We start from the raw sequence: 24,953 nt of genomic DNA on the forward strand, positions 1-24,953 counted from the left end.
CGCCCAAGGGCGGCTTTTTTGTTATCCAGCAATCCGCATCAGGGATTGATGCGGGTTGGCATGCCGGTGCGCTGCTCGAGCAGACGTTTGAGCACGAAGGAGTTGGTCTCTGCGTGGGCCACAAAACGGGTGATGTTGGCAGGCAGTGACAGGGGCACAGGCGTGGCCGAGTCAAACTCTTCCTGGGTGCGTGACAGCGGCTGGTGCACTTCAAGGTAGCGGGCGCCGTCGGGCTCTTCGGTGGCCTTGATAGGCTGATTCACGAATTGCACCCGAGTGCCCACGGGCACGCTGTTGAACAGGTGTTCGATGTCGGTGTCACGCAAACGCACACAGCCCTGGCTTACCCGCAGGCCGATACCGAAGCTGGCGTTGGTGCCGTGAATTGCGTAAAGGTTACCGATGTAGAGCGCAAATAGCCCCATGGGGTTATCCGGACCGGCCGGCCACACCGGTGGCAGGGTCACACCCTTGGCAGCATATTCTTTCCGAATGCGCTCGGTGGGAGTCCAGGTTGGGTTGGCGCGCTTGCGCTGCACCTTGGTGACCCAGTTTTCCGGGGTATCGCGACCCACCTGACCTATGCCGATAGGCAGCACTTCGACGATGTTTTTACCCTTGGGGTAATAGTACAGGCGCATCTCGGCGATGTTGATCACTATGCCTTCGCGGGGGGCGTCGGGCAGGATCAACTGATGGGGAATAATCAGGGTGCTGCCGGGACGTGGCAGGAAAGGGTCTGCCCCGGGGTTGGCTTCCATGATGTTCGACAGCCCCAGTTGGAACTGGGCGGCAATGTCTTCGAGGGTGCGCTTGTCGTCCGGCACCACATAATACTGAATTTCGCCCACCAGACGGCTATCTTTGGCCGGCAAGGGATAGACAACCGCCAGCGCCGCCTGGCACAGACCGGTGAGTCCAATAAATACGGCTAACTGTAAAAAACGCTTCATTAAATTCATCTGACTCTTTGTTGGCATTCGCTCTGTCCTGAGCCTGCGACTCGCCTGTTTTCGCTCCGTGGCAAAGCTGGCATCCTCATAGAATTCGGCCAGAATTTCAACTCTTATTTGAACTCTGGCCGCAATCACTATTTTAAGCCAAGGCGGCGTGCCAGCCGGTGCAGGTTGCCGGGATCCAGTCCCAGCGCCCGAGCGGTGGCAGCCCAGTTGCCCTTGTGGGCATTCAGGCAGGATTGGATATAGCGCGCCTGAAATCCATCGGTCGCTTCTTTCAATGCCTTACCTTCAAATTCGGGCTCGGCGGCCTTGCTGCCAAGGCTCTGGGGGGATACAGGCGCGCCGCCAATTGCCAGCATCTGTGGCAAAATCAGTACTTCCCCTTGCTCCGATGCCGCCCGCGCCAGGGTGGCTGCGCGTTTGATTACGTGTTCAAGCTCGCGCACATTGCCGGGCCAGTCATGCTTTTTAATCCGCGACAGCGCTTCGGGGCTAAGGCGCAGCACCGACAGCCCCAATGACTTGCGGCTTTGCTCAAGAAAATGACCGCACAGCGGGCCAATATCTTCCACCCGCTCTCTGAGCGTTGGCACATGCAGCGGAAACACGCTCAGGCGATGGTACAAATCGGCCCGAAAGCGCCCCGCCAGCACCTCTTGCTTTAAATCCTTGTTGGTGGCGGCGATGATGCGCACATCGACCTTGAGGCTTCTGTCATCGCCAATACGCTGCACATCGCCATATTGCAGCACCCGCAGCAGCTTGGCCTGCAGCCCAAGGGGCAGCTCGCCAATTTCATCCAAAAACAGGGTGCCTTTGTCGGCGGTTTCAAACTTGCCGCTGCGATGGCTGATGGCGCCGGTAAAGGCGCCTTTGACGTGGCCGAAGAGTTCGCTTTCGGCCACCGATTCGGGCAGGGCGGCGCAGTTCAAATACACCAGCGGCTTGGCGGCGCGGGTACTGGCCTGATGGACCGAGCGGGCTACCAGCTCTTTACCTGTACCGGTTTCGCCGAGAATAAGCACGCTCAAGTCGGTACCTGCCACCGCGAGGATCTCCTGGCGCAAGCTTTCCATGGCGGCGGCATTGCCCACCATCGGCTGGCTGTCATCGGTGGTTTCACGGCTGGCGGGTCCAAGCAGGGATACCCGTTCAAGCTTGTCGAGCAGCAGCGCATTCTTGAGGGAGGCGGCGCTCAGCGCCCCCAGAGCACGCAGATCCATCAGCCCCAGATTGTCGAATTGCTCGGGGGAAAAGGCATCCAGCGTCAGCGCGCCAATCAGTTTCTCGCCATCGAACAGCGGCAGACCGATGCAGGCGTGCACGTGCAGGCGGTCGTCCTGATTGGGAATGAGGCCGTCGTAAGGGTCGGGCAGTTCGCTGTCGGCGGGGAAGCGCACCAGATCGCCGGCGCGGGCGATAGCTTCAAGTCGGGGGTGATCGTCAATGGCAAAGTGGCGCCCGGCCACGTCTTCGGCAAGGCCTGCGGTGGCAAGCGGCACAAAGTGACGGTCGCGAAACTCCAGCAGTGCGGTGGCATCGCAGCCAAGATTGGTTTTCACCGTATCGACCAGGCGGGCAAAGCGGTCGCGATGGGACAGACCCGAGGTGATATCCAGGGCAATACGGGTAAGCAGGGTTTGACTTAAGGACATGGGCGTATGCTGACCCTTGGGGAAAAGTGTGTCTGTCAGCATACGCTTATCATTCTGAATTGTCATTTTGACAGGGAGCGCACTGGGCGCCCCCATTGTCTATTTGACCAGTGTTGATGGGTTGAGTTTAGGTTTTGTTTACCTGGCTCAGGCTTTGTCAGGCTGTTACCGGGCGGGTTGCCGCGGCTTTTTTACCGGCAAAGGCTTTGCGAACAACATCCCAAAGGAACATGGCCAGCAACATGCCGCCGAAGGCAAAGATCACATCACCGACCACCCGCAGCCACACCAGGGTTTCTACTGTGCTGCTGTGGATGACTTCCGGGGAGCGGGCAAACCAGTAGCCGTTTTCAATCACCGCGAAGAACTGAGTGATCCCCACCGGTAGCAGCGACATGAACACCATGGCGGCAAGACCGATATTCAGGCTCCAGAAGGCGCCCTTGAGCAGTTTCTCGTTCCACTGCATTTCCAGTGTCAGACCACGGACACAGGAGAGCATCAGGCCGATCCCCAGCATGCCATATACCCCCATAAAGGCGGCGTGGCCGTGGGTGGCTGTGGTGTTAAGACCCTGCACAAAGTAGAGCGAAATCGGAGGGTTAATCAGGAAGCCAAGCATACCGGCGCCAACCAGGTTCCAGAAGGCGGTAGCCACAAAGAACATGATGGCCCAGTGGTAGCGCTGCATCCAGGGAGCGGCATTGCGCAGACGATAGCTTTCTACAGCCTCATAACCAATCAGAGCCAGTGGCACCACTTCCAGCGCCGAGAAGATAGCACCCCAGGCAATAATGGAGTTGGTGGTGCCGGTGAAGTACAGGTGGTGCAGGGTACCGATAAGGCCGCCGGTGAGGAAGATCACCGTGGTAAACAGCACGGCTGCGTTGGCACTGCGGGCACGGATAAGTCCCAGACGCACCAGCAGCAGGGCGATAACTGAGGTCGCGAAGGTTTCAAAGAAGCCTTCTACCCACAGGTGAACCACCCACCAACGCCAGTATTCAGCCATGGCGAGGTTGGTGTGCTTGCCCATAAAGAGACCGGCGCCGTAGAAGAGGCCGATGGCCACGCAGGATGCGTACAACACCCACACCACGGGGCGCATTTCGCCCTGATCATTGAGCGCAGGACGAATGGCCGCAGTAACCAGCGCCAGCCAGATCATCAGCCCGACCAGCAACAGGATTTGCCACACCCGGCCCAAATCCACGTACTCGTAGCCCTGATGGCCAAAGAGGAAGTTGTTGTCGAGGTTGAAGTATTGCTGAACACCCAGCCATTCACCGGCCATGGAGCCGAGCACGACCACCACCAGGGCAACCCAGAGCACGTTCACGCCAAGGCGTTGATACTTGGGCTCATGGCCCGAAAGCGCCGGCGCTATATACAGGCCGGTGCCAAGCCAGGCGGTGGCAATCCAGAACACTGCCAGCTGAGTGTGCCAGGTACGGGTGACCGAATAAGGCAGAATTTCAGACAGCGGAATACCATAAAACTGCTGACCTTCCACCGCATAGTGCGCCGTGATCCCACCCAGCACTATTTGCAGTAAAAACAGCCCAATAGCGGTAATGAAGTACTTTCCAACCGCCTTTTGTGACGGCGTGGGCTTAAAGCGGAACAGCGGGTCTTCTTTGGCCGGAGTGGGCAGCGGCTGTTCACGGCCGGCGGCGTGATACCACACCAGACCACCAATCCCGGCGATCAGGGTAACGATACTCAGAATCGACCAGACGATGTTGTCCGACGTTGGGGTATTGCCAAGCTGGGGATCGTACGGCCAGTTGGCGGTGTAGGTGTAGGTCTCGCCGGGACGCTCTGTGATGGCGGCCCAGGCACTCCAGAACACAAAGGCCGTCAGCTGCTGACGGCGCTCCAAATCGGGTACAGTGGCCTCTTTCATGGCGTACTGTTCACGCAGTGGCTGCATGGCGGCATCGTCACCGAACAGGGCAACATAGTGATCTGCCACTGTCTGAATAGCCTTGATACGGGTAGCGCTTAAAGACACTTCCAGTTTGTCGCCGTTTTTGAACAGGCTATTGCGGCGCATATCATCGCGCAGCGCCTGCTCCAGACCAGCTTGCTGGCTGCTGTCCAGACTGGCGAAGTCTTTGCCATACTGTGCCTTGGCGCTGATATCGAGCCAGGCCTGGGCTTCGCGGTGCAGCCAATCGGCTGACCAATCGGGGGCAACGTAAGAGCCGTGGCCCCAAATGGAACCCAGTTGATGGCCGCCCATGGAGCGCCACACCAGCTGGCCGCGCAGTATGTCCTGCTTATCAAATACCACCTGACCGCTTTCGCTGGTATAGGCATCGGCGATGGGGGGCATCTCCCGATAAATCTCGCTGCCCAAGCTGAGCAGTACTGTGAAGGAGGCAATCAGCACTACTAACAGTGCGATAGCCGTTTTGCGAAGTGAACTCATTCTGGCCTCTCTAGCGCTTGTTCTAATGTCATTCCTACAAGGCAGTTTGTGTGCCAAAGTGAAAAAGTGATAAATAACAATGTGATGAGGTTTTTGCTTAACCAAATGGTGTCATTAAGACAGTGATTTTTATTGTGCAAATTACACTTTGATTGTCATTTTGATACCAAGATGCTTTTTGTGTAATTTGTTGATTTTGTTGCTCTACGTTTACTTCTTGAATGAATGCTGAATATTTTAGATAAAATTCACTTAATGGCTTAAATAAATTGGGTTTTACTGACTTCAAATTTTAATTAAAAATCGTTAACCCACAGCTTAATGATGATGCTGGCTGGTATAATTGCCGCGTAATTTTTATAGGAGGGGATATGGGCGCTGAAAATATGAATCTGTTTTTTCTGGTAGCCGCTGCGCTGGTGGGTCTCAGTGTGGTACTCAGTCCCCTGTCTTCGCGCCTTGGGGTACCGATCCTGCTGGTATTTTTGGGGGTGGGCATGCTGGCCGGAGAGGACGGCCCCGGCGGTATTCAGTTCGATGATTTCTCGACCGCCTACCTGGTAAGTAATTTGGCGCTGGCGGTGATTTTGCTCGATGGCGGCCTCAGAACCAAGATGGCGAGCTTTCGACTGGCACTGTGGCCATCCTTGTCGCTGGCCACGGTTGGCGTGGCGGTCACCACGGCGCTGACCGGCATGTTGGCGGCCTGGTTGTTTAATCTGGATTTACTCAGTGGCCTGCTGATTGGCGCTATCGTCGGCAGTACCGATGCAGCCGCTGTGTTTTCACTGCTCAAGGGGCGGGCGCTCAACGAGCGGGTGGGCTCGACGCTGGAAATCGAGTCGGGCAGTAACGATCCCATGGCGGTGTTCTTAACCGTTACCCTGATTGCCATGATAGCCGCTGGCGGCAACTTCGATTTACCTGTACTGCTGAAAAGCTTGATATTGCAGGCGGGAGTGGGCCTTGCCGCCGGACTCGGTGGCGGATATCTGATGTGGCGTCTGGTTAATCGCAGTGTGCTGGCCGATGGGCTTTACCCCATTCTGGTGCTGGCGGGTGGCCTGTTGCTGTTTGCGCTGTCCAACAGCCTCGGCGGCAGTGGTATTTTGTCGATTTACCTCTATGGCCTGTTTTTGGGCAATCGTGGCATGCGCGGCAAACACAGCACCCTGGCGGTGATGGATGGCCTGACCTGGCTTGCACAAATCGGTATGTTCCTGGTGCTGGGACTGCTGCTGACGCCGTCCTCTTTGCTGGATGTGCTGCTGCCTGGGCTGGCGCTGGCAATCGGGATGATAGTGTTCGCCCGGCCACTGGCGGTCTGGTTGAGCCTGGCACCATTTAAGCGTTTTACCTCACGGGAGCGCTGGTTTATCAGTTGGGTGGGGCTTCGAGGCGCCGTGCCCATTATTCTGGCGGTGTTCCCTATGATGGCCGGACTGCCCCATGCGGAGCTTTACTTCAACCTGGCGTTTTGTGTGGTGTTGGTGTCCTTGCTGCTGCAGGGAACCAGCCTGCCGCTGGCGATGCGTCTGGCAAAGGTAGAGCTGCCTGCCAGACCTGAGCCCATCAGCCGCGCCGGGGTGGATATCTTCCCCGCCAGCGAGTGGGAGATTTTTGTGTATCGCCTCAAGGCGCACAAATGGTGTGTGGGCGAGCCGTTGAAGCGGCTGGACATGCCTGAGGGAACCCGTATTGCCGCGCTGTTTCGCCACAACACCCTGCTGCACCCTTCGGGCAGCACTGTGCTGGAAGCGGACGATGTGCTGTGTGTGCTCGGTCAGGAGAAAGATCTGGCGGCGCTGAGTCAGCTGTTCAGTGAAGCGCCTGCAACGGCTGCCATGTCGGGCTTTTTCGGCGACTTTATGTTGGATACCCGGGTTAGGCTGGCCGAGCTTGCGCCCTTGTACGGACTGGCGCTGGCCGAGGATGAAAGTGAGCTGACGCTGGCGCAGCTTTGCGAGCGGATGCTGGGCAAAACTCCCATCGAAGGTGACGTGTTTGTCTGGCAGGGACGTGAATGGGTGGTGGCACAGCTTGAGGGGGATTGTCCGTCCTGCCTGGGCCTGAGGCTGCAGGCAGGACGCTGAGTCGCGTTACTTATACAGCGACGGCGCGTTCTCATCGGGGCGGGTTTTGAAGCGGCGGTGCAGCCACATGTATTGCGGCAGATTGCGTGAAATCAGCTGCTCAACCACCTGATTGCCACGGATGGCATCTGATACCTCATCCTCACCGGGGAAGTCTTCCAGCGGCGGCATGATCTCGATGTGGTAGCCCTTGTCATCGTCGTTACGTTGCACAAAAAACGGCAGCACCCTGGCTTTGCCGAGCTTGGCAAGGGTGGTGGCACCTGTGATGGTGGCGGCGTCTGGTACCGCAAAAAACGGAATAAACACCGCCGATGAGCGGCCAAAGTCCTGATCGGCGGTATACCAAATCACTTCAGCGCTGCGCAGGCAACGCACCATCTGACGCAGGTCGCGCTTGGGTACCAGCCCCTTGTTGGAGCGCAAGCGTCCCTTCACTTGCAGGTATTCCATCACCGCATTGTTATGCGGGCGATAAACCCCAATTCCCGGCTGAAACTGACCGAAAATCCGCGCGCCCATCTCCAGCGGCAAACAGTGCACCGCAAACAGGATAACCCCCTGGCCATTGGCAATGGTTTGCTCCACATGCTCGGTGCCCTTGATGGTCATATGCTGTTGAATGCGCTCATCGCTCCACCACCAGGCACTGATGGTGTCGAACACTGCCTTGCCGGTTTCTTCAAAATTACGCTTGAACAAGGCTTCGCGCTCAGCGGCGGGCATATCGGGGAAGCAAAGCTCCAGATTGCGTCTGGCAGTATTGCTGCGGCTGCCCGCGAGCTTTCTCACCAGGGTGCCAAGACCGGCGCCGAGTTTCATTTGCCATGACAAAGGCAAAGCCGATAACAGCCTCATCAGGCCAACGCCCAGCCACAGCAGCCAATACTTGGGGTGATACAGGTGATTGGAAAATTGCGCGCTTTCTACCACTTGGGGTTCACTCACAGACAAAAATTAGTGGCTATTCTAACGCAAAACACACACAACAGCCGGAGAAAATTGGGTACAATCCAGCATTAATTTAGCCGAATTTGATGTGAGAGATATGAAGGTTACCTTGCCAGCGTTTGAAAAGGCCCGGGTTCTGGTGGTGGGCGATGTGATGTTGGACCGCTACTGGGTGGGACCAACCGGCCGCATCTCCCCCGAGGCCCCTGTGCCCGTGGTTCGTATCAATCAGATTGAAGACAGGCCCGGTGGCGCGGCCAACGTGGCGCTGAATATCGCCACCCTGGGTGGTCAGGTGCAGTTGGCCGGTTTGGTCGGCCAGGACGACACAGCCGCTGCGCTCACCAGAGGGGTGCAGGCGCTTGGCGTTGAGCCTCGCTGGTTGGCGGTTGAAGACAAACCCACCATCACTAAGCTCAGGGTATTGTCTCGCAATCAGCAGCTTATCCGTCTCGACTTTGAAGAGTCGTTCGACAAAAGCCACAGCCAGGCGCTGCTGAGTCAGGCCGAAGCCTCGCTGAATAATGTGGATGTGGTGGTGCTGTCTGACTATGCCAAAGGTGCCATTGCCGAGCCGGCAGACTTTATCGCCAGTGCCCGTGCTCAGGGGGTAAAGGTGCTGGTGGACCCCAAGGGCAGCGACTTTTCCCGCTATCGCGGCGCCTTTTTGCTGACCCCCAACATGAGCGAGTTTGAGGCCGTGGTGGGCGCTGTGACCAGCGAAGCGGATCTGGTGGAAAAAGCCCATAAGCTGCTTAACGATTTAGCGCTGGATGCGCTGCTGGTGACCCGCTCTGAAAAAGGCATGACCCTAATCACCCCGGATGCGCCTGAGCTACATATTCCCACCGTGGCTCGCGAGGTGTACGACGTCACCGGCGCTGGCGATACCGTGATTTCGGCGCTGGCTACCGCCATTGCCGCCGGGGCCGAGCTGCCCCAGGCCTGTGCCATTGCCAATACCGCCGCCGGAGTGGTGGTGGGCAAGCTGGGTACATCCACCGTCAGCCGTATTGAACTGATTGAGGCGCTTAAAAGCCATCAGGGTGAGTCCGGTGTGGGCGTGGTGAGTGAAGATCAGCTGGTGTATGCACTGGAGCAGGCACGACTTCGCGGCGAGCGGGTGGTGATGACCAACGGCTGCTTCGATATTCTGCATGCCGGCCATGTGAGCTATCTTGCCCAGGCCAAGGCGCTGGGTGACCGCCTGATCGTGGCTGTAAACGATGATGAATCTGTGCGTCGCCTCAAGGGCGATGGCCGCCCGGTGAACTCGGTGGACAGACGCATGGCGGTGCTAGCCGGGCTTGCCTCTGTGGATTGGGTGGTGCCCTTCAGTGAAGATACGCCCCAGCGGGTTATCGCCCGTTTGCTGCCGGATTTGTTGGTGAAAGGCGGCGACTATAAAGTGGAAGACATTGCCGGCGGCGCCGAAGTGCTTGCCAATGGCGGTCAGGTGAAGGTGCTGGGTTTTGAAGACGGGGTGTCCACCACCGCCATTATTCAAAACATCATGAGCCGTCACTGATGCGACCTGCTCCCACGCAATGGTCTGTGCTGGCGTGGGGGCTGCCCTGGATGCTGACGCTGGCGCTGCTTGCAGCGCCCTGGTTGGCATGGGGCCAACAAGGTTTTAGCCCGCCTGAGGTTAAGGTGGCGGGCAAGCCGGTACTCATTTGTGAGCCGGCGACTCTGCCAGCCTGTTTGCAACGTCTGCCTGAATCGACCCGCGCCCAGTTGCCGGACGATATCAGCTTCCGTCTGGGTTATCGCTCGGCCATGGTGTTTCCCTTAAGCAGCGCCGAGGTGGCAGGGCTTATTCTGTGGGCACCCTGGCGCGAGCAGTTTTCCCAAAGCGCGCTGGTGGGCAGTCAACTGCTGGAGCTTGAGCTCAGCCAGCAGCTGATGCTGACCTTCTGGCACGAGGTCGGGCACCTTGAGGTGGGGGCGCTGCAGGGTAAGGTGCTGCCCGAGCGGCTGAGCCTCAGGGAGCAGGAATGGCTGGCCGATGCGTATCTCTATTGGCATCTCGCCAAAGAGCAGGGTTCACTGCAACTGGCCTGGCAACAATTTCACCGCCGCAACCTGCAAGTGATGAATGATGTCAGTCATTTGTCTCATTGGAGTTCGCTTTACCTCCTTCCTCTGCTTAACAGCTATAAAGTTGAAGATCTGGTGTTATTCACTGGTTTTGGCGAGTTTTGCCAGAGTTTCTATCCAAAGCTAAGACGCTGGTCTGACGCGGATCTGACCGAGTTTTCCCATCTGCTGCAATATTTGTTCGGCTCGGCCACTCTGCCGGTTTTGCCGGACTACCTGTATTGGCGAAAACCTGAGCTGGCTCCGGTGCTCGAGCCCACCCTGAATCAGCTGATGGGACCCTCAATGGCGTCTGATTGGCTCGCAAAGCAACACTTGTTAATCAAAGGTTAACGCAGGCGTACGCTATGCTGTTTCAAGCTGAACCCTAGCTGAACAAAAGTCAGATACTCTTGGGAACGACGTTTTTTTGGCAGTAATCCCTCTAATGCTTTGATAAGCTCTCTGCAACAAAAATAACAAGGGGGGATACATTTCATGGCGAAACGTTCCAAAGTACAGACTGAGCAAACCATCAATCAGATTATGGATGAGGCGCTCAAGCAAATCCTGAGTATTGGTTTTGATGCTATGTCCTACACTACCTTGTCTGAAGCGACAGGGATCAGTCGGACTGGTATCAGTCACCATTTCCCCAAGAAAACGGACTTTCTGGTCAGGTTAGATGCGCGTATTGGTCGTTTGTTTTTGGCTGCACTGGATTTTTCCGGTCCTGAAGCGCTGGAGCGCTCATGGATGACGGCGATGCGTGAATCGCATTACCGTGCCGTGCTGAAGCTGTTTTTCAGCCTGTGTGGCAGCAACGATAAAGACATTACGCTGTTCCGTGCCATCAGCAGTGCCCGCGAGAGCGCAGTCATTGAGCTGGGTGCCATCGGTGAAAAGACCATCAACCAACTGCTGGGTCGCACAGCGGTGATGTTGTTGGCCGAATCTGAAACCGCGGTGACCAGCCAGGCGGCTTGAACTTCGACGTGATGAGATAAAAAAGGAGCCAATTGGCTCCTTTTTTACGTTCCGGCTAAGGCCTCAGCGTGATCACGGGCTCGAAGTTTACCTCTCCCCATTCGTCTATGGTCGCCAGTCGGGCATCCTGGCGCGCTATCGCCAATGCCCTGTCACCCTGGCTGCGAACGAACAAGAGTTGGTAACCCAGTTTGGCCAGCGTATAAAACGCAAACCTCTGAGCCGTGGATAACCTGTTCCAATGTTCCAAACTGGACAGGGGCTTGCTGCGGCGGTCGCCTTTCTCCCTGTGGCCGCCATGGTTGGTGCTTACCTGCATCATGTCGTGCCTCCAACTATGACCCCAAACACTGCCGTGGCAGTCCTTCTGTTATACCCCAACCAACCGACGGGGCAAACAGGGATTTTGGCGCTGAATACTATCAGTGTCGGGCTGGTTTGGATGAAACTGGCTATCTTGTTGGTTTTGTTGGTGGATAATGCTGTTTGGCGCCGTGTCCGTACTGGTCTTATCAGTTTGGCGTAACTTTCGCCAAAGGGTGGCGCTGTGCGGCGTGGATGGGTATCCTTATGCCTTTGCACGAAGCAAGATTAATTTCTTATATAAATCCATAATTTAGGAGTTCATGGATATGGAAGTCGACAACAAGGTCAGGCCCGCTGAAACGGCCACTGGCACGGCGCGCCACAACGTGCGTCTGGACAATCAGGAGCTGGTAAAAAGCAGCTTTTGGATAAGCCAGATCTTTATGATTATCGCCACCGTGGCCGGTGTCTATCTGGCCGCCAAAGAAGGTCTGAGTCAGGCCATCGCCTTTGACTCGTTGATGAGTCAGCAGAACAACTACCACCTGCGCCGGGCGCTGTATGAAGAGCTGTCGGACAACGTAGCCATTCTCAACGCCTATGCCGACAAGGTGGAAAAAGAGCGCCCCTACGACATCAAACAGCATCATCCGGCTGTCGCCACTTTTATCTGGGAAAACATGCGCTTTTCTCAGGCAACGCTGGAGACTCCCGCCGATATTCTGTCTGCCGCGCGCCGCTTTTATGCGAACAGCGACGACGTGGTGAGCAAGATGGAATCCAAGTTTTATGGCCCCACCCATGGGGTAAAACTGCTGCGGGAAGTGACCCTCAAACTCGAGCAGGATACCCTGCCACAGCTTAAGCAAAACTATGAGGCGTTGGGCGTGAGCCTCAGAGACGCCGGCGTGATGGTGGAGTAAGCCATGAAGAAGATGCGTTGTCCCGGCTGCGGCCATGATGTGTTTCGTGAGTTTGATTTTCATGGCGAGCAGGTGGATGCCTGTCAGCAATGCGGTGGGCTGTGGTTTGAGCACGGTGAGCTGAACAAGGCACTGTCCAGTGCCGATAACGGCGACAGTAACGTGGCGCTGGAGCAGAGCCTGGGGCGCCACCTGGGCGAGTCGAGCCGTCGCTGCTGCAGCTGCGACACCACCCTTGAGCGTTATCATCTGATGAACGAGTTCGAGATTGAAGTGGATGTGTGCCCAAGCTGTAAAGGCGTGTGGCTCGACAAGGCCGAATGCGACAAGGTGGTGCAATCACCCCTGGTGCGTCAGGCGCTGACCGAACTGGATGGCAAGGTGAGTGTAAAAACCTGGCTGTTTCAGTTTTTGTCGCAAATGCCGGTGGAGTTTAACCTCAAACCCAAGTCCAAACCTGTGGTTACCTGGTGGCTGCTGGCGTTGAATATGGTGATTTTCGGCATTTACGGCTTCGACTTGTCGATGACCGACCCCATGTTTGAAAACTTTGCCCTGGTGCCGCGGGATGTCCTCCACGGCAGCCATGTGTGGACTTTGGTGAGCCACATGTTCCTCCACGGCGACTTTTTGCACCTGGCGGGCAATATGTACTTCCTCTATGTGGTGGGAGACAACCTGGAAGATGCCCTGGGTCGGGCGCGCTTTTTGGGGCTGTATCTGGTGTGTGGTCTTGCGGCTGCGGCGGCGCAGATCATCTCCGAGCCTGGCAGCGATATCTACATGGTGGGCGCCAGCGGTGCCATCGCCGGTCTGTTCGGTATGTATCTGCTGTGGTTCCGCTACGCGAGCCTGACCTTTATGTTCATCGTCTACCAAAAGAAGGTATCGCCGCTGGTGTTCTTCGGCATTTGGCTGGCGTTCAATATCTTTGGCTTGTACATGGCGGGTGAGGGCGTGGCCTATTGGGCGCATATCGGCGGCTTTGTGGCGGGGCTTATCATCGGAAAGCTGATGCAGCAGCAGGTGATGGCCGCCAACCCCATGTTGGCGCTGATGAACTCACCGGAAGTGAGGGTGAGCCGTTAAGCTCAATGAAAAAGGCGCCCAAGGCGCCTTTTTTAATGCTCCTGTTGCCATTTGGGCTGCGCCGGATATTAAAAGCGCCTTGGGTTCAGCTCCCAGTATTCCCAGCTTTCCAGCCCCTGAGCTTCGGCCAGCGCCATGGCGCGACTGTGCAGGGCCTGGGCTTCGGCTATGGCGCCCATGGCCTTTTTGGCCTCACTCATTTGTGCCAGCCAGTCGGCGCTTTGCTCGCCTTCTTTCTGTGCCCGCAGCAGCACTTTTTGCGCTTCCTCTGGCTGCTGCTTTTTCAAATAGGCTTTGGCCATGGCAACGCATAACTCTGTGTTGGATTCGGGGAAGCGCTTTTGGGCTTCATCGAGGAAGATACCTATTTTATCTTGCTGTTTGGTAATGAAAAAATACTTGGCCAGATAGTAGGACTGTAACCATTCGAAGCGAAATCCGGCCCATTGGCTGCGCTTGGCCTCAAAGTGGTTCAACACGTCTTTGTAGTTATCCATTGGCACCAGCACGTCCAGGTCGGTGTAGTAGGCCGGAGCCAGGTATTCCAGGGCATCCAACAGCGCAGGCATGGCGGTGCTGTAGTGGGTTTCATCCGGGTAGCGCTTGAACACCACCCCGGAGTGTGGCACTGACTTTTCAATCAACTTAAACAGCGGCTGCACCCCCATACCTTCTTCGTTGGCGACCGATAAAAACAGCGGTGGCAGCGACTTGTGCTTTTTGATGTAAGCCGCCATGCGGCCTTTGATGCCGTAATCGTCGTACCAGGCGCTGGGACTCATGGCCAAAAAGGCGGAGAAGGGCGTGTTGTCGGCCATTAAGGCCTCGAGGGTAAAGAGGCCGCCCAATGAATAGCCCGCGATGGCGTTCTTGCCGCTGGTGCGAAATCGGCTATTAATCAGCGGCACCAGTTCGTCTTTCAGGTAGGCCATCATGGTTTCGGCGCCACCAAACTCATCACCTTCGCGCTCGGAGGCCCAGGTGGTGGATTTGATATAGTCCGCCTGCCCCTGGGTAGCAACGCCCACTACTATCATGGGCGGGATCTTGCCCATGCGGGTGAGGTTATTTACCGCCGCAGAGACATGGCGAAACTGAAAATCGCCATCGATAACATAGAGCACGGGATAGCGGCGTTCGCTGGCCTGATAGCGCTCGGGCAACGCCACCATAAAGCGCCTGTCTTCGCCAAAATGGCGTGATGGGGCCTGATAACTGTTGCCGTAGGTCAGTGGCATGGCAATGGCGGCGCTGGCAGAGTTATTGGTTTCGGCAGTTTCGGCTTGGGCGAAAGTGGCCAGGGGGGCGGCAGTGGTCAGCAGCAGCCCAAGGAGCAAGCTGCGGGGCAGATACTGCCACTTGCCCGGCTGAATTCCTGATGTCATCTGAGGTCCTTGTTATTGTAATCATCTTATATCCAGTGTTTTACCCTGCCAGAGTTGGCGTCAAAAGTGAAGGATGCTGGATTTTTCGCCTTGTAATGGCGCTACAGCGCCCCCATGTGTGGTTTTATCCAGCCTTTATTTTTGGAGCCATAGCCATGATCCTTGCTTGCCCCCAATGCCACGGCCTTAATCGGGTGCCTGAAGACAGACTCAGCGACGCCCCCAGTTGCGGCCGCTGTAAATCGCCCCTGTTTGTTGGTAAGCCGCTTGAGCTGACAGCTGCCAACTTCGACGCCCATGCCGTTAAATCCGAGTTGCCGCTGGTAGTGGACTTTTGGGCGGCCTGGTGCGGCCCCTGTCAGAGCTTTGCGCCGGTATTTGTCCAGACGGCGGCCGAGTTTGAACCCAGGTTCCGCTTTGGCAAATTGGATACCGAAAGTCAGCAGGCGCTGGCGGCCAGGTTTGGGATCCGCTCCATTCCCACTGTGATGGTGATCCAGGGTGGTAAGGTGCTGGCACAGCAGGCCGGCGCCTTACCCAAGCAGGCATTTACCCAGTGGCTCAAACAATTTGCCTGATTAATCAGCAGTCTTTACCATCATGCTCAGGCCCTGTATTTGGACTGGTGGCTTGGAGGTGAAAGGTGCTGGACGTACGCTGTGAACCGGAAGGTGAAGTCGAACGGGTGTTTTCCGTTTATGGCTTTGCCAAGCTTGATGAAGCCACGCAGGAGCTGCTGCGTCAGTCACTTTTTTGCATCGGTTGCGGCGCGCGTGCTTACTTTCGCCGTGCCTCCAGCGACGGTAAGGCGGCCTGTTTTGGCTCGCTCTACCACGCCGATGATTGCCCCGAATACCGGCCATCGACGGCGCGTAAAGAGGAAGAAGGCGCGGCTGCCGAAGTGCGGGTAGCCATTGAGCGGGAAGATGGCCTCAGTATCGACTTTGATGCGCCTGTGCGTTTACCACGGCAAAAGAGAGCGGCTGCCCGTGATGAAGGCGTTCGTGAACCTAAAGCGGATTATCAACCCGCCTCCCGCCAGACAGGCAAAACTGAGCCCCAAACCGCCGATGTGGCACAAGCCGCTGTCTCAGCGCCCAAGCTGGGGCTGAAGAAAGTGCTGCAAAGTTTGCTGCGCGGCAGTGAACTTGCCAGCTCAGATCTGTGGGTTTATACCGATGAAGTGCACCGCTGGCGGGCAAAAAACCTGTTTGTGAATTTTGCCGACGCTGAGCCGACCGAAAACGGTGCGCCCCGGATGTATTGGGGCACACTGTCGCACTCAGATAAAGACATGAACTGGCTTAACCCCAGCGAGAGCCGTGAAACCGGCATCGCCATTTCAGAGAGCCGTGACAGCCTGCTTAAACGCTTCGGCATCAAAGAGCGTCGGGAGTTTGAGGGCGCCGGTATTATCCTGTTCGGCAAGTGTTTCTATACCAAAGATAAAAAGCGTAAAATTATCAAACCATGGAGCCGGGATCCCAAGTGGATCTTTATTGTTTGCCCGTCTGATTAATGCGACACAAGCGGAAGGTAGAAAGGGAGTTTGCCCATGTCTGGTGATGCGATGAATGGAAGTGATGTCCCTGTGCCCAGCGAGCCGAAACGATCCTTTTTAAGCCGCATCTGGCGCGGCCTTTGGCGTTGGCTGTTTAAGCTGACTGTAATTTTTGTGCTGCTCAGCGTCGCACTGGTTGCGGCCGTTACCTTCTTCGACCCGCCCACCTGGGCCTGGCGTATCGACCGCAGCTTGTTTCCACCCAAGGCGGGGATAGAGGTCAGCCACAGCTGGCGGCCGCTGGAGAATATCTCCCCCAATCTGCAACTGGCGGTGATTGCCTCTGAGGATCAGCGGTTTCCACTGCATTATGGGGTTGATTTTGAAGCGATAAAAATCGCTTTGGCAGACAGGGAGCCCGGAGAGCGACTGCGCGGCGCCAGCACTCTGACCCAGCAAACAGCCAAGAATCTGTTTTTGTGGTCATCCCGCAGTTTGCTGCGTAAGAGCCTTGAGGCCTGGTTTGCGCTGCTGCTGGATACCATTGCCGGTAAACGCCGGACGCTGGAGCTTTACCTGAATATTGTGGAGTTTGGCCCCGGCATTTATGGCGCCGAGGCTGCCTCGGTGCATTACTTTGGCAAGAGTGCTTCCAGGCTCAGTGTACGTGAAGCGGCGCTGCTGGCGGCGCTGTTGCCAAACCCTTGGGAATACCGTATCAGTCCGCCCACCGAATATATGTCCGGCCGTGCCGACTGGATTAGCCGCCAGATGGGACAGCTTGGTGCCGCCACCCTGAAGGAGCTGGATTAGCGGCGAGCTTGCTGCGGTGATTGGGGTTAATGCTTTTGACTGATCTCAGTTAGTTCATGGAACTCTAATTCTTGGCGATGGGTCGAAAGCCAAAATAATTAACCTGGCCACCCTATGCTGACTTTGAACCTTTTTGAGCGTCGCACTCTGCGTTTCTCGCTGCTTTCAGCGCTGCTTCTTTGCGGCGCTTCCACCATTGCCCACGCCAGACTTACCGACTTGCCTCCCCCCGAGATAGATACCGTTGAGAGCCGTTATCAGGCAGGTGAATACCAGGCGCTGCTGGGGCTGATTGATGCCGATGCACCCGCCAATCTGATGGCCTTTCGCTTAAAAAGTTTGATTAAACTCGAGCGTGAAGATGAGGCCGAAGATGAGCTCACAGCCTGGCTTACCGGCAATGCCATGGCACCGACCTCTGCCAGGGCGCAGGGGCTGAAAATGGCCGGCGATATTTACGCCAATATGGCGATGCGTGCCTCGGTGTTTTCGGCGCCGGGGCTGGCATCAAAGTCCCTCGAACATTATCAGGGCGCGCAGCAACTTGCCCCCGGGGATATGGAGATTGCCAAGGCATTGTTTGGCTTCTACCTTCATGCCCCCGGCATTGTGGGGGGCGATGAAAACAAGGCGCGGGAAGTGGCGTTGAATATCGCTGCTATTTCTCCACTGGAAGGACAGTTGGCTTTACTGGATGTTGCCCTTAAGCAGGAGGATAACAAGACCTTCGATGCTCAGCTCGCCGAAGCCCGCAAGGCGTTTCGCACTGACAGGCAGCTGAGCCTGCGCCACTCGGTGCGCATGGGTGATGACCATGAAAAGGCGGCGGCTGTGCTCAGTGAAGCCATTGGTTGGGGCAAGCAGCCCGATGAAGATGCCGAATTGGATCCACAGCTCAGATACCAGCTGTTAAAACATGCGGTAAAGGGCGGGGTGTATCTGAAGGAAGCGAGCGAAGGCATGGAGCCACTGTTTGCCAACTTGCCGGATAAGTACCGTCCCTGGGCTCAGCTTCGTCGGGCGCAGCTGCTGGCACTGATGGGGGATAAGACCTCAGCCCGCACCTGGCTCGACAGCGCCGCGCAGATAGCGCCCGATGATAAGGCGTTCACCAAAGAAGTCAAAGCGCTGAAAAAGCAGCTGTAATTGCAGTATGTTACCGCTATTTGGCAGGGGGAATGCCAAATAGCGGTGAGTCTGGCCCAGCCTAGCCCAGCCAAGTCTGAAGCAAGCCGAGCCTGATGCCAGTCGAGTCTGGGTGCATTGTCTCAGTGGGAGGCTTTCAGACTGAGGTGGCGTGCGCGGATATCGGCTTCCAAAAACGCGCCTTCTTCATCACCAAAAAAAGCGCGGTGAAATTTAATGTAGTCTTCCAGCATGGCGTCCTTGGCAAAGGCCATATCAAGCGCCTCCACCATGGCTTTGCCCTGATTATCCTTGCTGCAGGCAATAAAACCTGCCACCGCAGAAGTTTCACCGGCGATGGGTATCGCTTTGAATGCAAAAGGGCTTTGGATTTCATCCAGATACACCCGCACCGAACGGCTGTAATCAACGGTGGCGCTGATGCGCCTGGCGATCAACATATCCAAAGTGCGCTCGGCAGGCTCGGTGCCACCCCGCACAAAGTAATGTTGCGGCGTGGCGGCAAAGGCACTATCGAGCGCCTCGCCGTAGCTGCGGCCTTTTACCAGCCCTATAAGGTTATCGCCCGGCAGGTTGTAATTGGCTGGGGTAAATTCTGCCGGCCAGCTTGTGGCTGTAGCCTGTGCCACTATCAAGCGCAGCGGCGGATACAGCGTCAGCGGGAAGTGTGTGAAATAGGCTTTGGCTTGCCGCTCCGGGGTCTTGATTTGATTGATAAGGCAGGCCGGCATTTTCTCAAGCATGCGCCAACTGCGGTTCTGGGGTACCAGCTGATAACTGAAGCGCAGTTGGCCGTCCGCATGTTTTTCAAGTGCATTCAATATATTGGCATTGAGGGTTTCCTGGCTGAGATGAATATCAATCGGGTGATCGGCAAAGACCAGGATCTGGGTTTGCGCCTGCGACAAGCAGCTTACCAACCACAGAAGGGCAATGCCGAATTTGGCCATGGTGTTGTCTCTTTGTCGGGCATGTGAAGACAGTTTCGGCCGCAATCTGACAGTGTTTGCGACTCCTAAAGCATAGCCTAACGTCAGCCTCCGCGTTGGCTCGAACGTACAGTGATTGGCACTGTCGCCCGCAGCATCGCCTGATGACTCTCATACAAATGACTGATAGGCAAAGCCGTTAACTTTGTTTAGTTTGCCCTTTGCAGTTGCCCTGCCTTAGAAGGATCCTATTCCCATAGGGGCAGCCCATGTCCCGCTCCCTGAGTAAAAGGAATTTACAGCATGAAAAATCGCACTCTCATTGCCGCACTGGTTTTGGCCCCCTTGGTCAGCACAGCGGTTTTTGCCAAAGATGATACCTCCTGGCTGACCCCGGAATATCTTGAGAACACCTTGAAATCCATGATTGCCCAGGGCATGAACCAGCCTGGTTTTGAAGCCGTTGCCGCCTGTGCCGGCATGAGCAAGCAAGAAGCCGGTAAGGCGCTGGAAAAAGCCTTCAGGGGGTGTTACGACCAATATCTGAAGACCGGTGACGGCACCCAGGTTGAGCAATGTCTGGATAAAGGCCCGCAAACTGCGCTGGGCTTGTCTGAGCAGGAAATCGACGCCTGTATGGCTAAAAAAGGCTTCATTGTAGAGGAAACAGCCGAAGAACAGCTGGCGTCAGATGTGGAAGCGCTCCGTGAGCAGATGATGTCACTGCAATCCAGTATAGATGCGCTCTATGACATGGAAGACAGGAGCGAGGCTGATGATGCGCGCCTTGAGCAATTGCAAGCTCAGTATGACTCGCTGGGGCAAAGGCTCAATGATGCGGAAAACGGGCTGCACATGGCCGAAATGAGCCCTACTGAGCGCAAGTTGATGGAAATGATGGACAAAATCGGCGAGCGTGAGCCCACGGCCAGCGAAGAGGCAGAGCTTAGAAAACTTGGCGAACAACTTCGTCAGGAACGCATTGCCGCTGGCAACGATCTGATGAAAGGACTGGACTGACAGCGTATGCCAGACCGGGGCGCAGGTTAATCTGACGCCGGATCCCCGCCTGGATAACGGCAGGCTGGACAATCAGTGACCAGTCTGCCAACAATGGCTCCAGTATGTATCGCCTTTGGGGGAAGGTTATGGCCAACGACAAGATTAGCGGCAGTTGCCTGTGCGGCGCTGTGACAGTGGCCTTTGATACGCCGGTGAAGTGGGTTGCTCACTGCCACTGCAGCCAATGTCAGCGCGCCCATGGTGCGGCCTTTGTCACCTGGCTTGGGGTCGATGAGCAGCAGGCTCAGATTGGCGACCCTGAAGGCATGTTAATCTGGTTTGCCTCTTCCGCCCCTGCCCGGCGGGGCTTTTGTGGCCGCTGTGGCAGCAGCCTCTTTTTCACATCCAGCCGCTGGCCAGGTGAACTGCACATAGTGCGCGCCTGCCTGCACCAGGCCATCGAAACCGAGCCAATGGCCCATGTGTTTTACGATACCCATGTCGATTGGGTCAGCATCAACGACACCCTTCCCAAAAAGACGGCGGCAGAAGTGTCATGACCGAGACCCTCGCCAAGGTGCCTTGCCGCGCCGCCACCCCAGCCGATGTCAGTGCAATTGCCGCCCTTACTCTGGAGCTTGGCTATCAAACCACTGTGATGGAAACCGGCGTCTGTCTTGCTGCGCTCCTTGCTTCGCAGGACCACGCTATTTTTGTTGCCGAGTGGCAGGGGCGGGTGGCCGCCTGGCTGGTGGTTGAGCAACGACTCACCCTCGAAACCGGCGTTAAGGCCGAGATCACCGGCCTGGTGGTGGGGAACCATGCCCGCAGGCAAGGACTGGGGGAAGCCCTGGTCGCTCAGGCCGAGACCTGGGCCCGTCAGCGAGGACTGGAAAGGTTGCTGGTGCGCTCAGATATCCGCCGCGAAGCATCCCATCGTTTTTATCGCGCCATCGGCTTTGAAGCCAACAAAACCAGCCACGTCTACCTGAAACCGCTGTAAGCGGCCGCCCTGTTGCAGGGAAAAGGATCTTGGGCCAGGGGAGGCCAACACCATGCATCACGTATCCGTTGTCCGCAGCGCCGGGCAGCACGGGGTTTTGCCCTGTGTTCAAACTTCATCTGGCCACTTGGCGCCCTATGCCTTGCAGCTTCCCGGGCCGCTTTTTAAGGGGATTTGCCAAAGTGCCGTTGCGCTGTTGCAGCAGGCCATGGCGCCTGAGCGGCTTGCCAGGGCCCGTCAGTGGGTACCCAAAGCGCTGCTGATTGGCGATGCGCCGGATTGGTGCGAATTCTTTGCGGTCGATTTTGCCATCTGTGAAACTGCCGGTACCCTCAGCCATCGACTGATTGAGTTGCAGGCCTTTCCATCTCTCTATGCCTGGGCACACAGCCAGGAAGCCGCGCTTTCATGCGCTGCGTTTGGGCTTGCCCCCTTGAGCGAGCGACGCCGTGCCCTTGGGCAAATTGTGTTGGGGCAGGCTGCCTCTACCGATGCTGTGGTCATGCTTGATGAGGCGCCTTTGACGCAGGCCACAGGGTTTTGTTTTGAGTTGATGGCGCGCCAATACGGCATTTCGCCGCAGCCGCTCTCAAATATTGTGCGCCGCGGCAACCGGCTTTTCTATCACAGCCCCAAGGCAGGCGGCGCACTGCAGCCGATTGAGCGCATTTACAATCGCCTGATAGTCACCAGCCCCGAGCAAGCGGCCCATTGCCGAGAGTTGTTTCTCGGCGCTGAAGTGAGTTTTGCCGGGCACCCCGACTGGTACTACTTGCTTGCCAAATCCATGCTACCGCTGCTGGATGATCCAAGTGTGCTGCCTTGCCGCATGCTGCATTTGCCCGGAGATACTATTGCACCACAGCAGGTCATCAAGCCGCTTTTTGGCTATGGCGGTGCAGGTGTGGTGCTAAACCCCGCGCTGACACCAGCTGATGACTTACCCCGTGGCCCTGTGCTTGCTCAGCAGCGGGTAGAGTACGCGCCTTGCGTGTATCTGGCGCCGGAAGACCTGAGTCTGCGCCTTGAAGTACGAGCCCTGTGTTTGTGGCCCAAAGGCGCACCAGGCCCACAAATTTCAGGGCTGATGGGTCGCACTTCGGTGGAGGGCATGGTCAGCGCCACCCGTCATCGCCATCCTTTGGCTGGTGCCTGTTTGGTGACGGGTCCTGCAGCTATCGGCTGGGGTGAATGAGCCATGGAAAGGCTTTCAATACAGGGCGACATTCCGGGAAACGCGGGCCATGTTGGTACAAAACTCGATACGGCAATGGATGCAAAAGCGCTGCTGGCCGGTTTGAGCTTTGGCTTCGAAGAAGAGTATTTGCTGCTGGATGCCAGCGGGCAGGTGGCTGAGCTGCCCTTTGAGGCGCTTATCTGCACGGATGGGCCGCCTGGGCTGTGGAGCCCCGAAGCCCATATTGGCATGCTTGAGCACAGCAGTCCTGTGTTTCACAATGCCCGCGAGCAGGCGTTGCACCTGCGGCGCTGCCGCGACTTTTTAACCTTGCGGCTCGGTAAACCGCAGCTGCGGCTTTTTGTGGGCGGCGCCCATCCCACTCTGGACTGGCGGGAGATGGCCATTCGTGATTGCTATCGAGCCAGTGTGGATGAGCTGCAGGAGCTGCTGCGTCAGCTCTTCACCTTTGGCATGCACTGCCATATTGGCTCCTGCCCCGATCCCTGGCTTAGCCGACTTTTTAATGCACTGCGGCCATTTTTGGCGCCGCTGATTGCACTTTGTGCCAACTCCCGGATGTATGCAGGCCGTGACACCGGGCTTGCCAGTTATCGCTGTGCCGCACTCGGGCAACTGCCCCGCGGCGGCACGCCGCCAGAGGTGGTTTCCTTTGAGCGCGAACTTGAAACCATCAGCGAATTACTGAATGCCGGGCTTATTCACAAACCTACCTGTATCTGGACCGACGCGCGGCTGCATCCTGTGCATCGCACCATAGAAATCAGGGTGATGGATATGCAGCCCGACCCCATGCTGGCATCTTCAGTGGCAACGCTATGCGCTTTGTTGGCAACCGAGTTGCTGCGGGGTCTGTTGGATGGCGAGCTGCCGCTTTCGCTTGCCGATTGGCAACTGCGCGAAAACCGCTGGCAGGCGGTGCGACATGGCATGGCGGCGCGATTCTTCTGGCAGGGAGAGATGCTGGATGCCCGCAGGCTGTGGCAGCAGTGGCTGCTGAAACTGGCGCCGCGGTTCAGCGAGCAGCGGTTGGAGGCCGAGTTTGCCTGTCTGGCAGCTCATATCGAAAGCGACTAGTTGCAGGCGGCTTTGTTAAAGGCAGTCAGCGGTTTGGATTACTCACACCTAAAAGCAGCGCTTTAAGAGTGGCTGATTAAACAAGACTTTTGTGCGCTTGCCGGGCTATTCACAAATTTTGTTGCCCTTGCTCTTTTTGGCGAGATACATCTTCTGATCGGCGCGGTGCAGCAGGCTGTCGACATCCACATCGACCTTGTCGAGCATTTCCACAATGCCAATGCTGATGCTGTACTCAGCGAAGGTGCTGCTGAAATGCTCGATAATGAGCTCTGCCTTGGCTTTGGCTTCTTTCAGGGCGCAGTCGAGCAGGGCGATACAAAACTCATCGCCGCCCTGACGGGAAGGAATATCGGTTTCCCGTACCACCTGTTTGATGATTTGCCCCAGTGTGCCCAGCACCTTGTCGCCGGTTTCGTGGCCGCGACTGTCGTTGATGCCCTTAAAAGAATCGACATCGATATAGATGATGGAAATGGTGCTATTGGTGCGCTTCGACAGCAGCATCTCGCGCCTGAGTAGTTCGCGGAACGCGCGTTTGTTGTAAAGCTCGGTAAGCACGTCCTTATTGGCAAGCCCTTCCAGGTATTTGATTTTGCTTTCGAGTGAGCGCACGTAAAGGTCATTCTTGGCGTTTTGCGAGCGCATTTCATCGACCAGCGAGGTGATGTAAGTATCGAAAATCCAGGACGTATCGAAGGAGATAAGCCGCTCGACCAGGAGCCCTATACGCCAGGCTTCGTCCGGATCGGCAATGATCTGCCGGATGGACTCCTGAATTACGCTGGTGAGGTAACGCTGGGCCGAAATAAAGTACTTGGGTTCCAGCCCAATGCGTTTGTGCACCAGCCCGATACGCAGGCGGTTGTTAACGTATTCGCTGTCGTAAAAGCCTGAAAACATATCGAGAATGTATTTATTCAGCCCCAACTTGAGCCGCTCAAAGGTGTCGGTGTCGCCAATCAGCAGGGTGGCATGTTCATCCTGCGATACCAGTTCGTAAAAGCGGCCGATGATCGAGCCCGAGTGCTCTTCAATCAAAAAACGGTAGTCGTGCAGCGCCTCAAGCTCGCGATCGCTGAGTTCAAACAGCTTTTTGCGGCTTTGGATCTCAAGCTCTGAGATCTTGTACTGCTCCAGCAGGGTTTGTTGGATGCGCTCTTTCATAGACCGTCCTTAGGCATATCTCTTAAGAGTGTAGTCGATGTATTTGTATGTTTTTACAGGATTCAGTCAGCCTTGAGTTGGCTTTTGCAACACTTGCCGCAGCCATCACAATTGGCCTTGGGCACCGCCTGGCTGTATTCGCCTCAGAGGCGCTTGCCGGCAGGACTATGAAATTCAAAGGGAAATCAGCAGGGGGCGAAAAAATCAGTGCGATATCGGCTCAGCCGACTATGCTTTGTATTTAAAAACCACATGT

At 56.5% G+C, this 24,953-nt stretch carries 23 protein-coding genes; 15 read left to right on the forward strand and 8 right to left on the reverse strand.

Annotation, left to right across the window (positions count from 1 at the left end; genetic code table 11):
* Positions 1 to 38: 38 nt before the first annotated feature.
* The 3 genes from STH12_RS01235 to STH12_RS01245 all read right to left on the reverse strand — a co-directional run bounded on the left by STH12_RS01235 (position 39) and on the right by STH12_RS01245 (position 5,048).
* Complete coding sequence (locus STH12_RS01235) at positions 39 to 953, reverse strand: L,D-transpeptidase family protein (protein WP_126169377.1); 915 nt, start codon at positions 951 to 953, stop codon at positions 39 to 41.
* Positions 954 to 1,090: 137 nt separating this feature from the next.
* On the reverse strand, positions 1,091 to 2,614 hold the full coding sequence (gene norR, locus STH12_RS01240; RefSeq protein ID WP_126169378.1) for a nitric oxide reductase transcriptional regulator NorR: 1,524 nt from the start codon (positions 2,612 to 2,614) through the stop codon (positions 1,091 to 1,093).
* A gap of 157 nt (positions 2,615 to 2,771) precedes the next feature.
* Complete coding sequence (locus STH12_RS01245; RefSeq protein ID WP_126165873.1) at positions 2,772 to 5,048, reverse strand: nitric-oxide reductase large subunit; 2,277 nt, start codon at positions 5,046 to 5,048, stop codon at positions 2,772 to 2,774.
* 371 nt (positions 5,049 to 5,419) lie between these two features.
* On the opposite strand from STH12_RS01245, the gene STH12_RS01250 reads away from it, so the two are divergent.
* A complete protein-coding gene (locus tag STH12_RS01250) occupies positions 5,420 to 7,141 on the forward strand; it encodes a potassium/proton antiporter (protein ID WP_126165874.1) in 1,722 nt (573 codons plus the stop codon).
* Between the two features lie 6 nt (positions 7,142 to 7,147).
* On the opposite strand, the gene STH12_RS01255 is transcribed toward STH12_RS01250, so the two are convergent.
* Complete coding sequence (locus STH12_RS01255) at positions 7,148 to 8,074, reverse strand: LpxL/LpxP family Kdo(2)-lipid IV(A) lauroyl/palmitoleoyl acyltransferase (protein ID WP_126165875.1); 927 nt, start codon at positions 8,072 to 8,074, stop codon at positions 7,148 to 7,150.
* A gap of 115 nt (positions 8,075 to 8,189) precedes the next feature.
* Between STH12_RS01255 and hldE the strand changes: the two genes are divergently transcribed.
* The 3 genes from hldE (at position 8,190) to STH12_RS01270 (ending at position 11,158) form a co-directional block, all read left to right on the forward strand.
* Complete coding sequence (gene hldE, locus STH12_RS01260) at positions 8,190 to 9,620, forward strand: bifunctional D-glycero-beta-D-manno-heptose-7-phosphate kinase/D-glycero-beta-D-manno-heptose 1-phosphate adenylyltransferase HldE (RefSeq protein ID WP_126165876.1); 1,431 nt, start codon at positions 8,190 to 8,192, stop codon at positions 9,618 to 9,620.
* Positions 9,620 to 10,525 (forward strand): hypothetical protein, encoded by a 906-nt coding sequence (locus STH12_RS01265; protein ID WP_126165877.1) that lies wholly within the window; start codon positions 9,620 to 9,622, stop codon positions 10,523 to 10,525. Before hldE ends, STH12_RS01265 begins: the two co-directional genes overlap by 1 nt.
* Positions 10,526 to 10,669: 144 nt before the next feature.
* Positions 10,670 to 11,158 carry a TetR family transcriptional regulator gene (locus tag STH12_RS01270; RefSeq protein ID WP_126165878.1) on the forward strand — a complete coding sequence of 163 codons (489 nt, stop codon included), beginning with the start codon at positions 10,670 to 10,672 and terminating at the stop codon, positions 11,156 to 11,158.
* Positions 11,159 to 11,213: 55 nt separating this feature from the next.
* On the opposite strand, the gene STH12_RS01275 is transcribed toward STH12_RS01270, so the two are convergent.
* Positions 11,214 to 11,480: a hypothetical protein gene (locus STH12_RS01275; RefSeq protein WP_237158708.1), complete on the reverse strand. Its 267-nt coding sequence runs from the start codon at positions 11,478 to 11,480 to the stop codon at positions 11,214 to 11,216.
* 304 nt (positions 11,481 to 11,784) lie between these two features.
* Here STH12_RS01275 and STH12_RS01280 point away from each other — a divergent pair, with 304 nt between their 5' ends.
* Positions 11,785 to 12,387: a hypothetical protein gene (locus STH12_RS01280; RefSeq protein WP_418856593.1), complete on the forward strand. Its 603-nt coding sequence runs from the start codon at positions 11,785 to 11,787 to the stop codon at positions 12,385 to 12,387.
* A gap of 3 nt (positions 12,388 to 12,390) precedes the next feature.
* Complete coding sequence (locus STH12_RS01285) at positions 12,391 to 13,476, forward strand: rhomboid family intramembrane serine protease (RefSeq protein ID WP_126165879.1); 1,086 nt, start codon at positions 12,391 to 12,393, stop codon at positions 13,474 to 13,476.
* A gap of 68 nt (positions 13,477 to 13,544) precedes the next feature.
* Here STH12_RS01285 and STH12_RS01290 read toward each other — a convergent pair whose 3' ends face one another.
* Entirely contained in the window at positions 13,545 to 14,861 is a 1,317-nt protein-coding gene (locus tag STH12_RS01290; protein ID WP_126165880.1) for an alpha/beta hydrolase-fold protein, read from the reverse strand.
* 155 nt (positions 14,862 to 15,016) lie between these two features.
* On the opposite strand from STH12_RS01290, the gene trxC reads away from it, so the two are divergent.
* From trxC to STH12_RS01310, 4 genes are all read left to right on the forward strand, one after another.
* On the forward strand, positions 15,017 to 15,439 hold the full coding sequence (trxC, locus tag STH12_RS01295; RefSeq protein WP_126165881.1) for a thioredoxin TrxC: 423 nt from the start codon (positions 15,017 to 15,019) through the stop codon (positions 15,437 to 15,439).
* Positions 15,440 to 15,504: 65 nt separating this feature from the next.
* Entirely contained in the window at positions 15,505 to 16,380 is an 876-nt protein-coding gene (locus STH12_RS01300; RefSeq protein WP_126165882.1) for a hypothetical protein, read from the forward strand.
* A 36-nt stretch (positions 16,381 to 16,416) separates the two neighbouring features.
* Positions 16,417 to 17,175, forward strand: coding sequence for a monofunctional biosynthetic peptidoglycan transglycosylase (gene mtgA / locus STH12_RS01305; RefSeq protein WP_164551121.1), 759 nt, complete (start codon positions 16,417 to 16,419; stop codon positions 17,173 to 17,175).
* 114 nt (positions 17,176 to 17,289) lie between these two features.
* Complete coding sequence (locus STH12_RS01310; RefSeq protein WP_126165883.1) at positions 17,290 to 18,321, forward strand: hypothetical protein; 1,032 nt, start codon at positions 17,290 to 17,292, stop codon at positions 18,319 to 18,321.
* Between the two features lie 122 nt (positions 18,322 to 18,443).
* Here STH12_RS01310 and STH12_RS01315 read toward each other — a convergent pair whose 3' ends face one another.
* The gene (locus STH12_RS01315; protein ID WP_126165884.1) at positions 18,444 to 19,271 is read right to left on the reverse strand and encodes a hypothetical protein; all 828 of its coding nucleotides are present in this window, start codon (positions 19,269 to 19,271) and stop codon (positions 18,444 to 18,446) included.
* Positions 19,272 to 19,553: 282 nt separating this feature from the next.
* Between STH12_RS01315 and STH12_RS01320 the strand changes: the two genes are divergently transcribed.
* The 5 genes from STH12_RS01320 (at position 19,554) to STH12_RS01340 (ending at position 23,530) form a co-directional block, all read left to right on the forward strand.
* Complete coding sequence (locus STH12_RS01320) at positions 19,554 to 20,270, forward strand: hypothetical protein (protein ID WP_126165885.1); 717 nt, start codon at positions 19,554 to 19,556, stop codon at positions 20,268 to 20,270.
* Between the two features lie 128 nt (positions 20,271 to 20,398).
* Positions 20,399 to 20,812 carry a GFA family protein gene (locus STH12_RS01325; protein WP_126165886.1) on the forward strand — a complete coding sequence of 138 codons (414 nt, stop codon included), beginning with the start codon at positions 20,399 to 20,401 and terminating at the stop codon, positions 20,810 to 20,812.
* On the forward strand, positions 20,809 to 21,255 hold the full coding sequence (locus STH12_RS01330; RefSeq protein WP_126165887.1) for a GNAT family N-acetyltransferase: 447 nt from the start codon (positions 20,809 to 20,811) through the stop codon (positions 21,253 to 21,255). Before STH12_RS01325 ends, STH12_RS01330 begins: the two co-directional genes overlap by 4 nt.
* Positions 21,256 to 21,307: 52 nt before the next feature.
* The gene (locus STH12_RS01335) at positions 21,308 to 22,450 is read left to right on the forward strand and encodes a hypothetical protein (RefSeq protein WP_126165888.1); all 1,143 of its coding nucleotides are present in this window, start codon (positions 21,308 to 21,310) and stop codon (positions 22,448 to 22,450) included.
* A gap of 3 nt (positions 22,451 to 22,453) precedes the next feature.
* On the forward strand, positions 22,454 to 23,530 hold the full coding sequence (locus tag STH12_RS01340; RefSeq protein ID WP_126165889.1) for a carboxylate-amine ligase: 1,077 nt from the start codon (positions 22,454 to 22,456) through the stop codon (positions 23,528 to 23,530).
* Between the two features lie 105 nt (positions 23,531 to 23,635).
* On the opposite strand, the gene STH12_RS01345 is transcribed toward STH12_RS01340, so the two are convergent.
* Positions 23,636 to 24,697: a GGDEF domain-containing protein gene (locus tag STH12_RS01345; protein WP_126165890.1), complete on the reverse strand. Its 1,062-nt coding sequence runs from the start codon at positions 24,695 to 24,697 to the stop codon at positions 23,636 to 23,638.
* Positions 24,698 to 24,953 lie beyond the last annotated feature (256 nt).

Source organism: Shewanella khirikhana (assembly GCF_003957745.1).
GTDB classification, from domain to species: Bacteria; Pseudomonadota; Gammaproteobacteria; order Enterobacterales; family Shewanellaceae; genus Shewanella; species Shewanella khirikhana.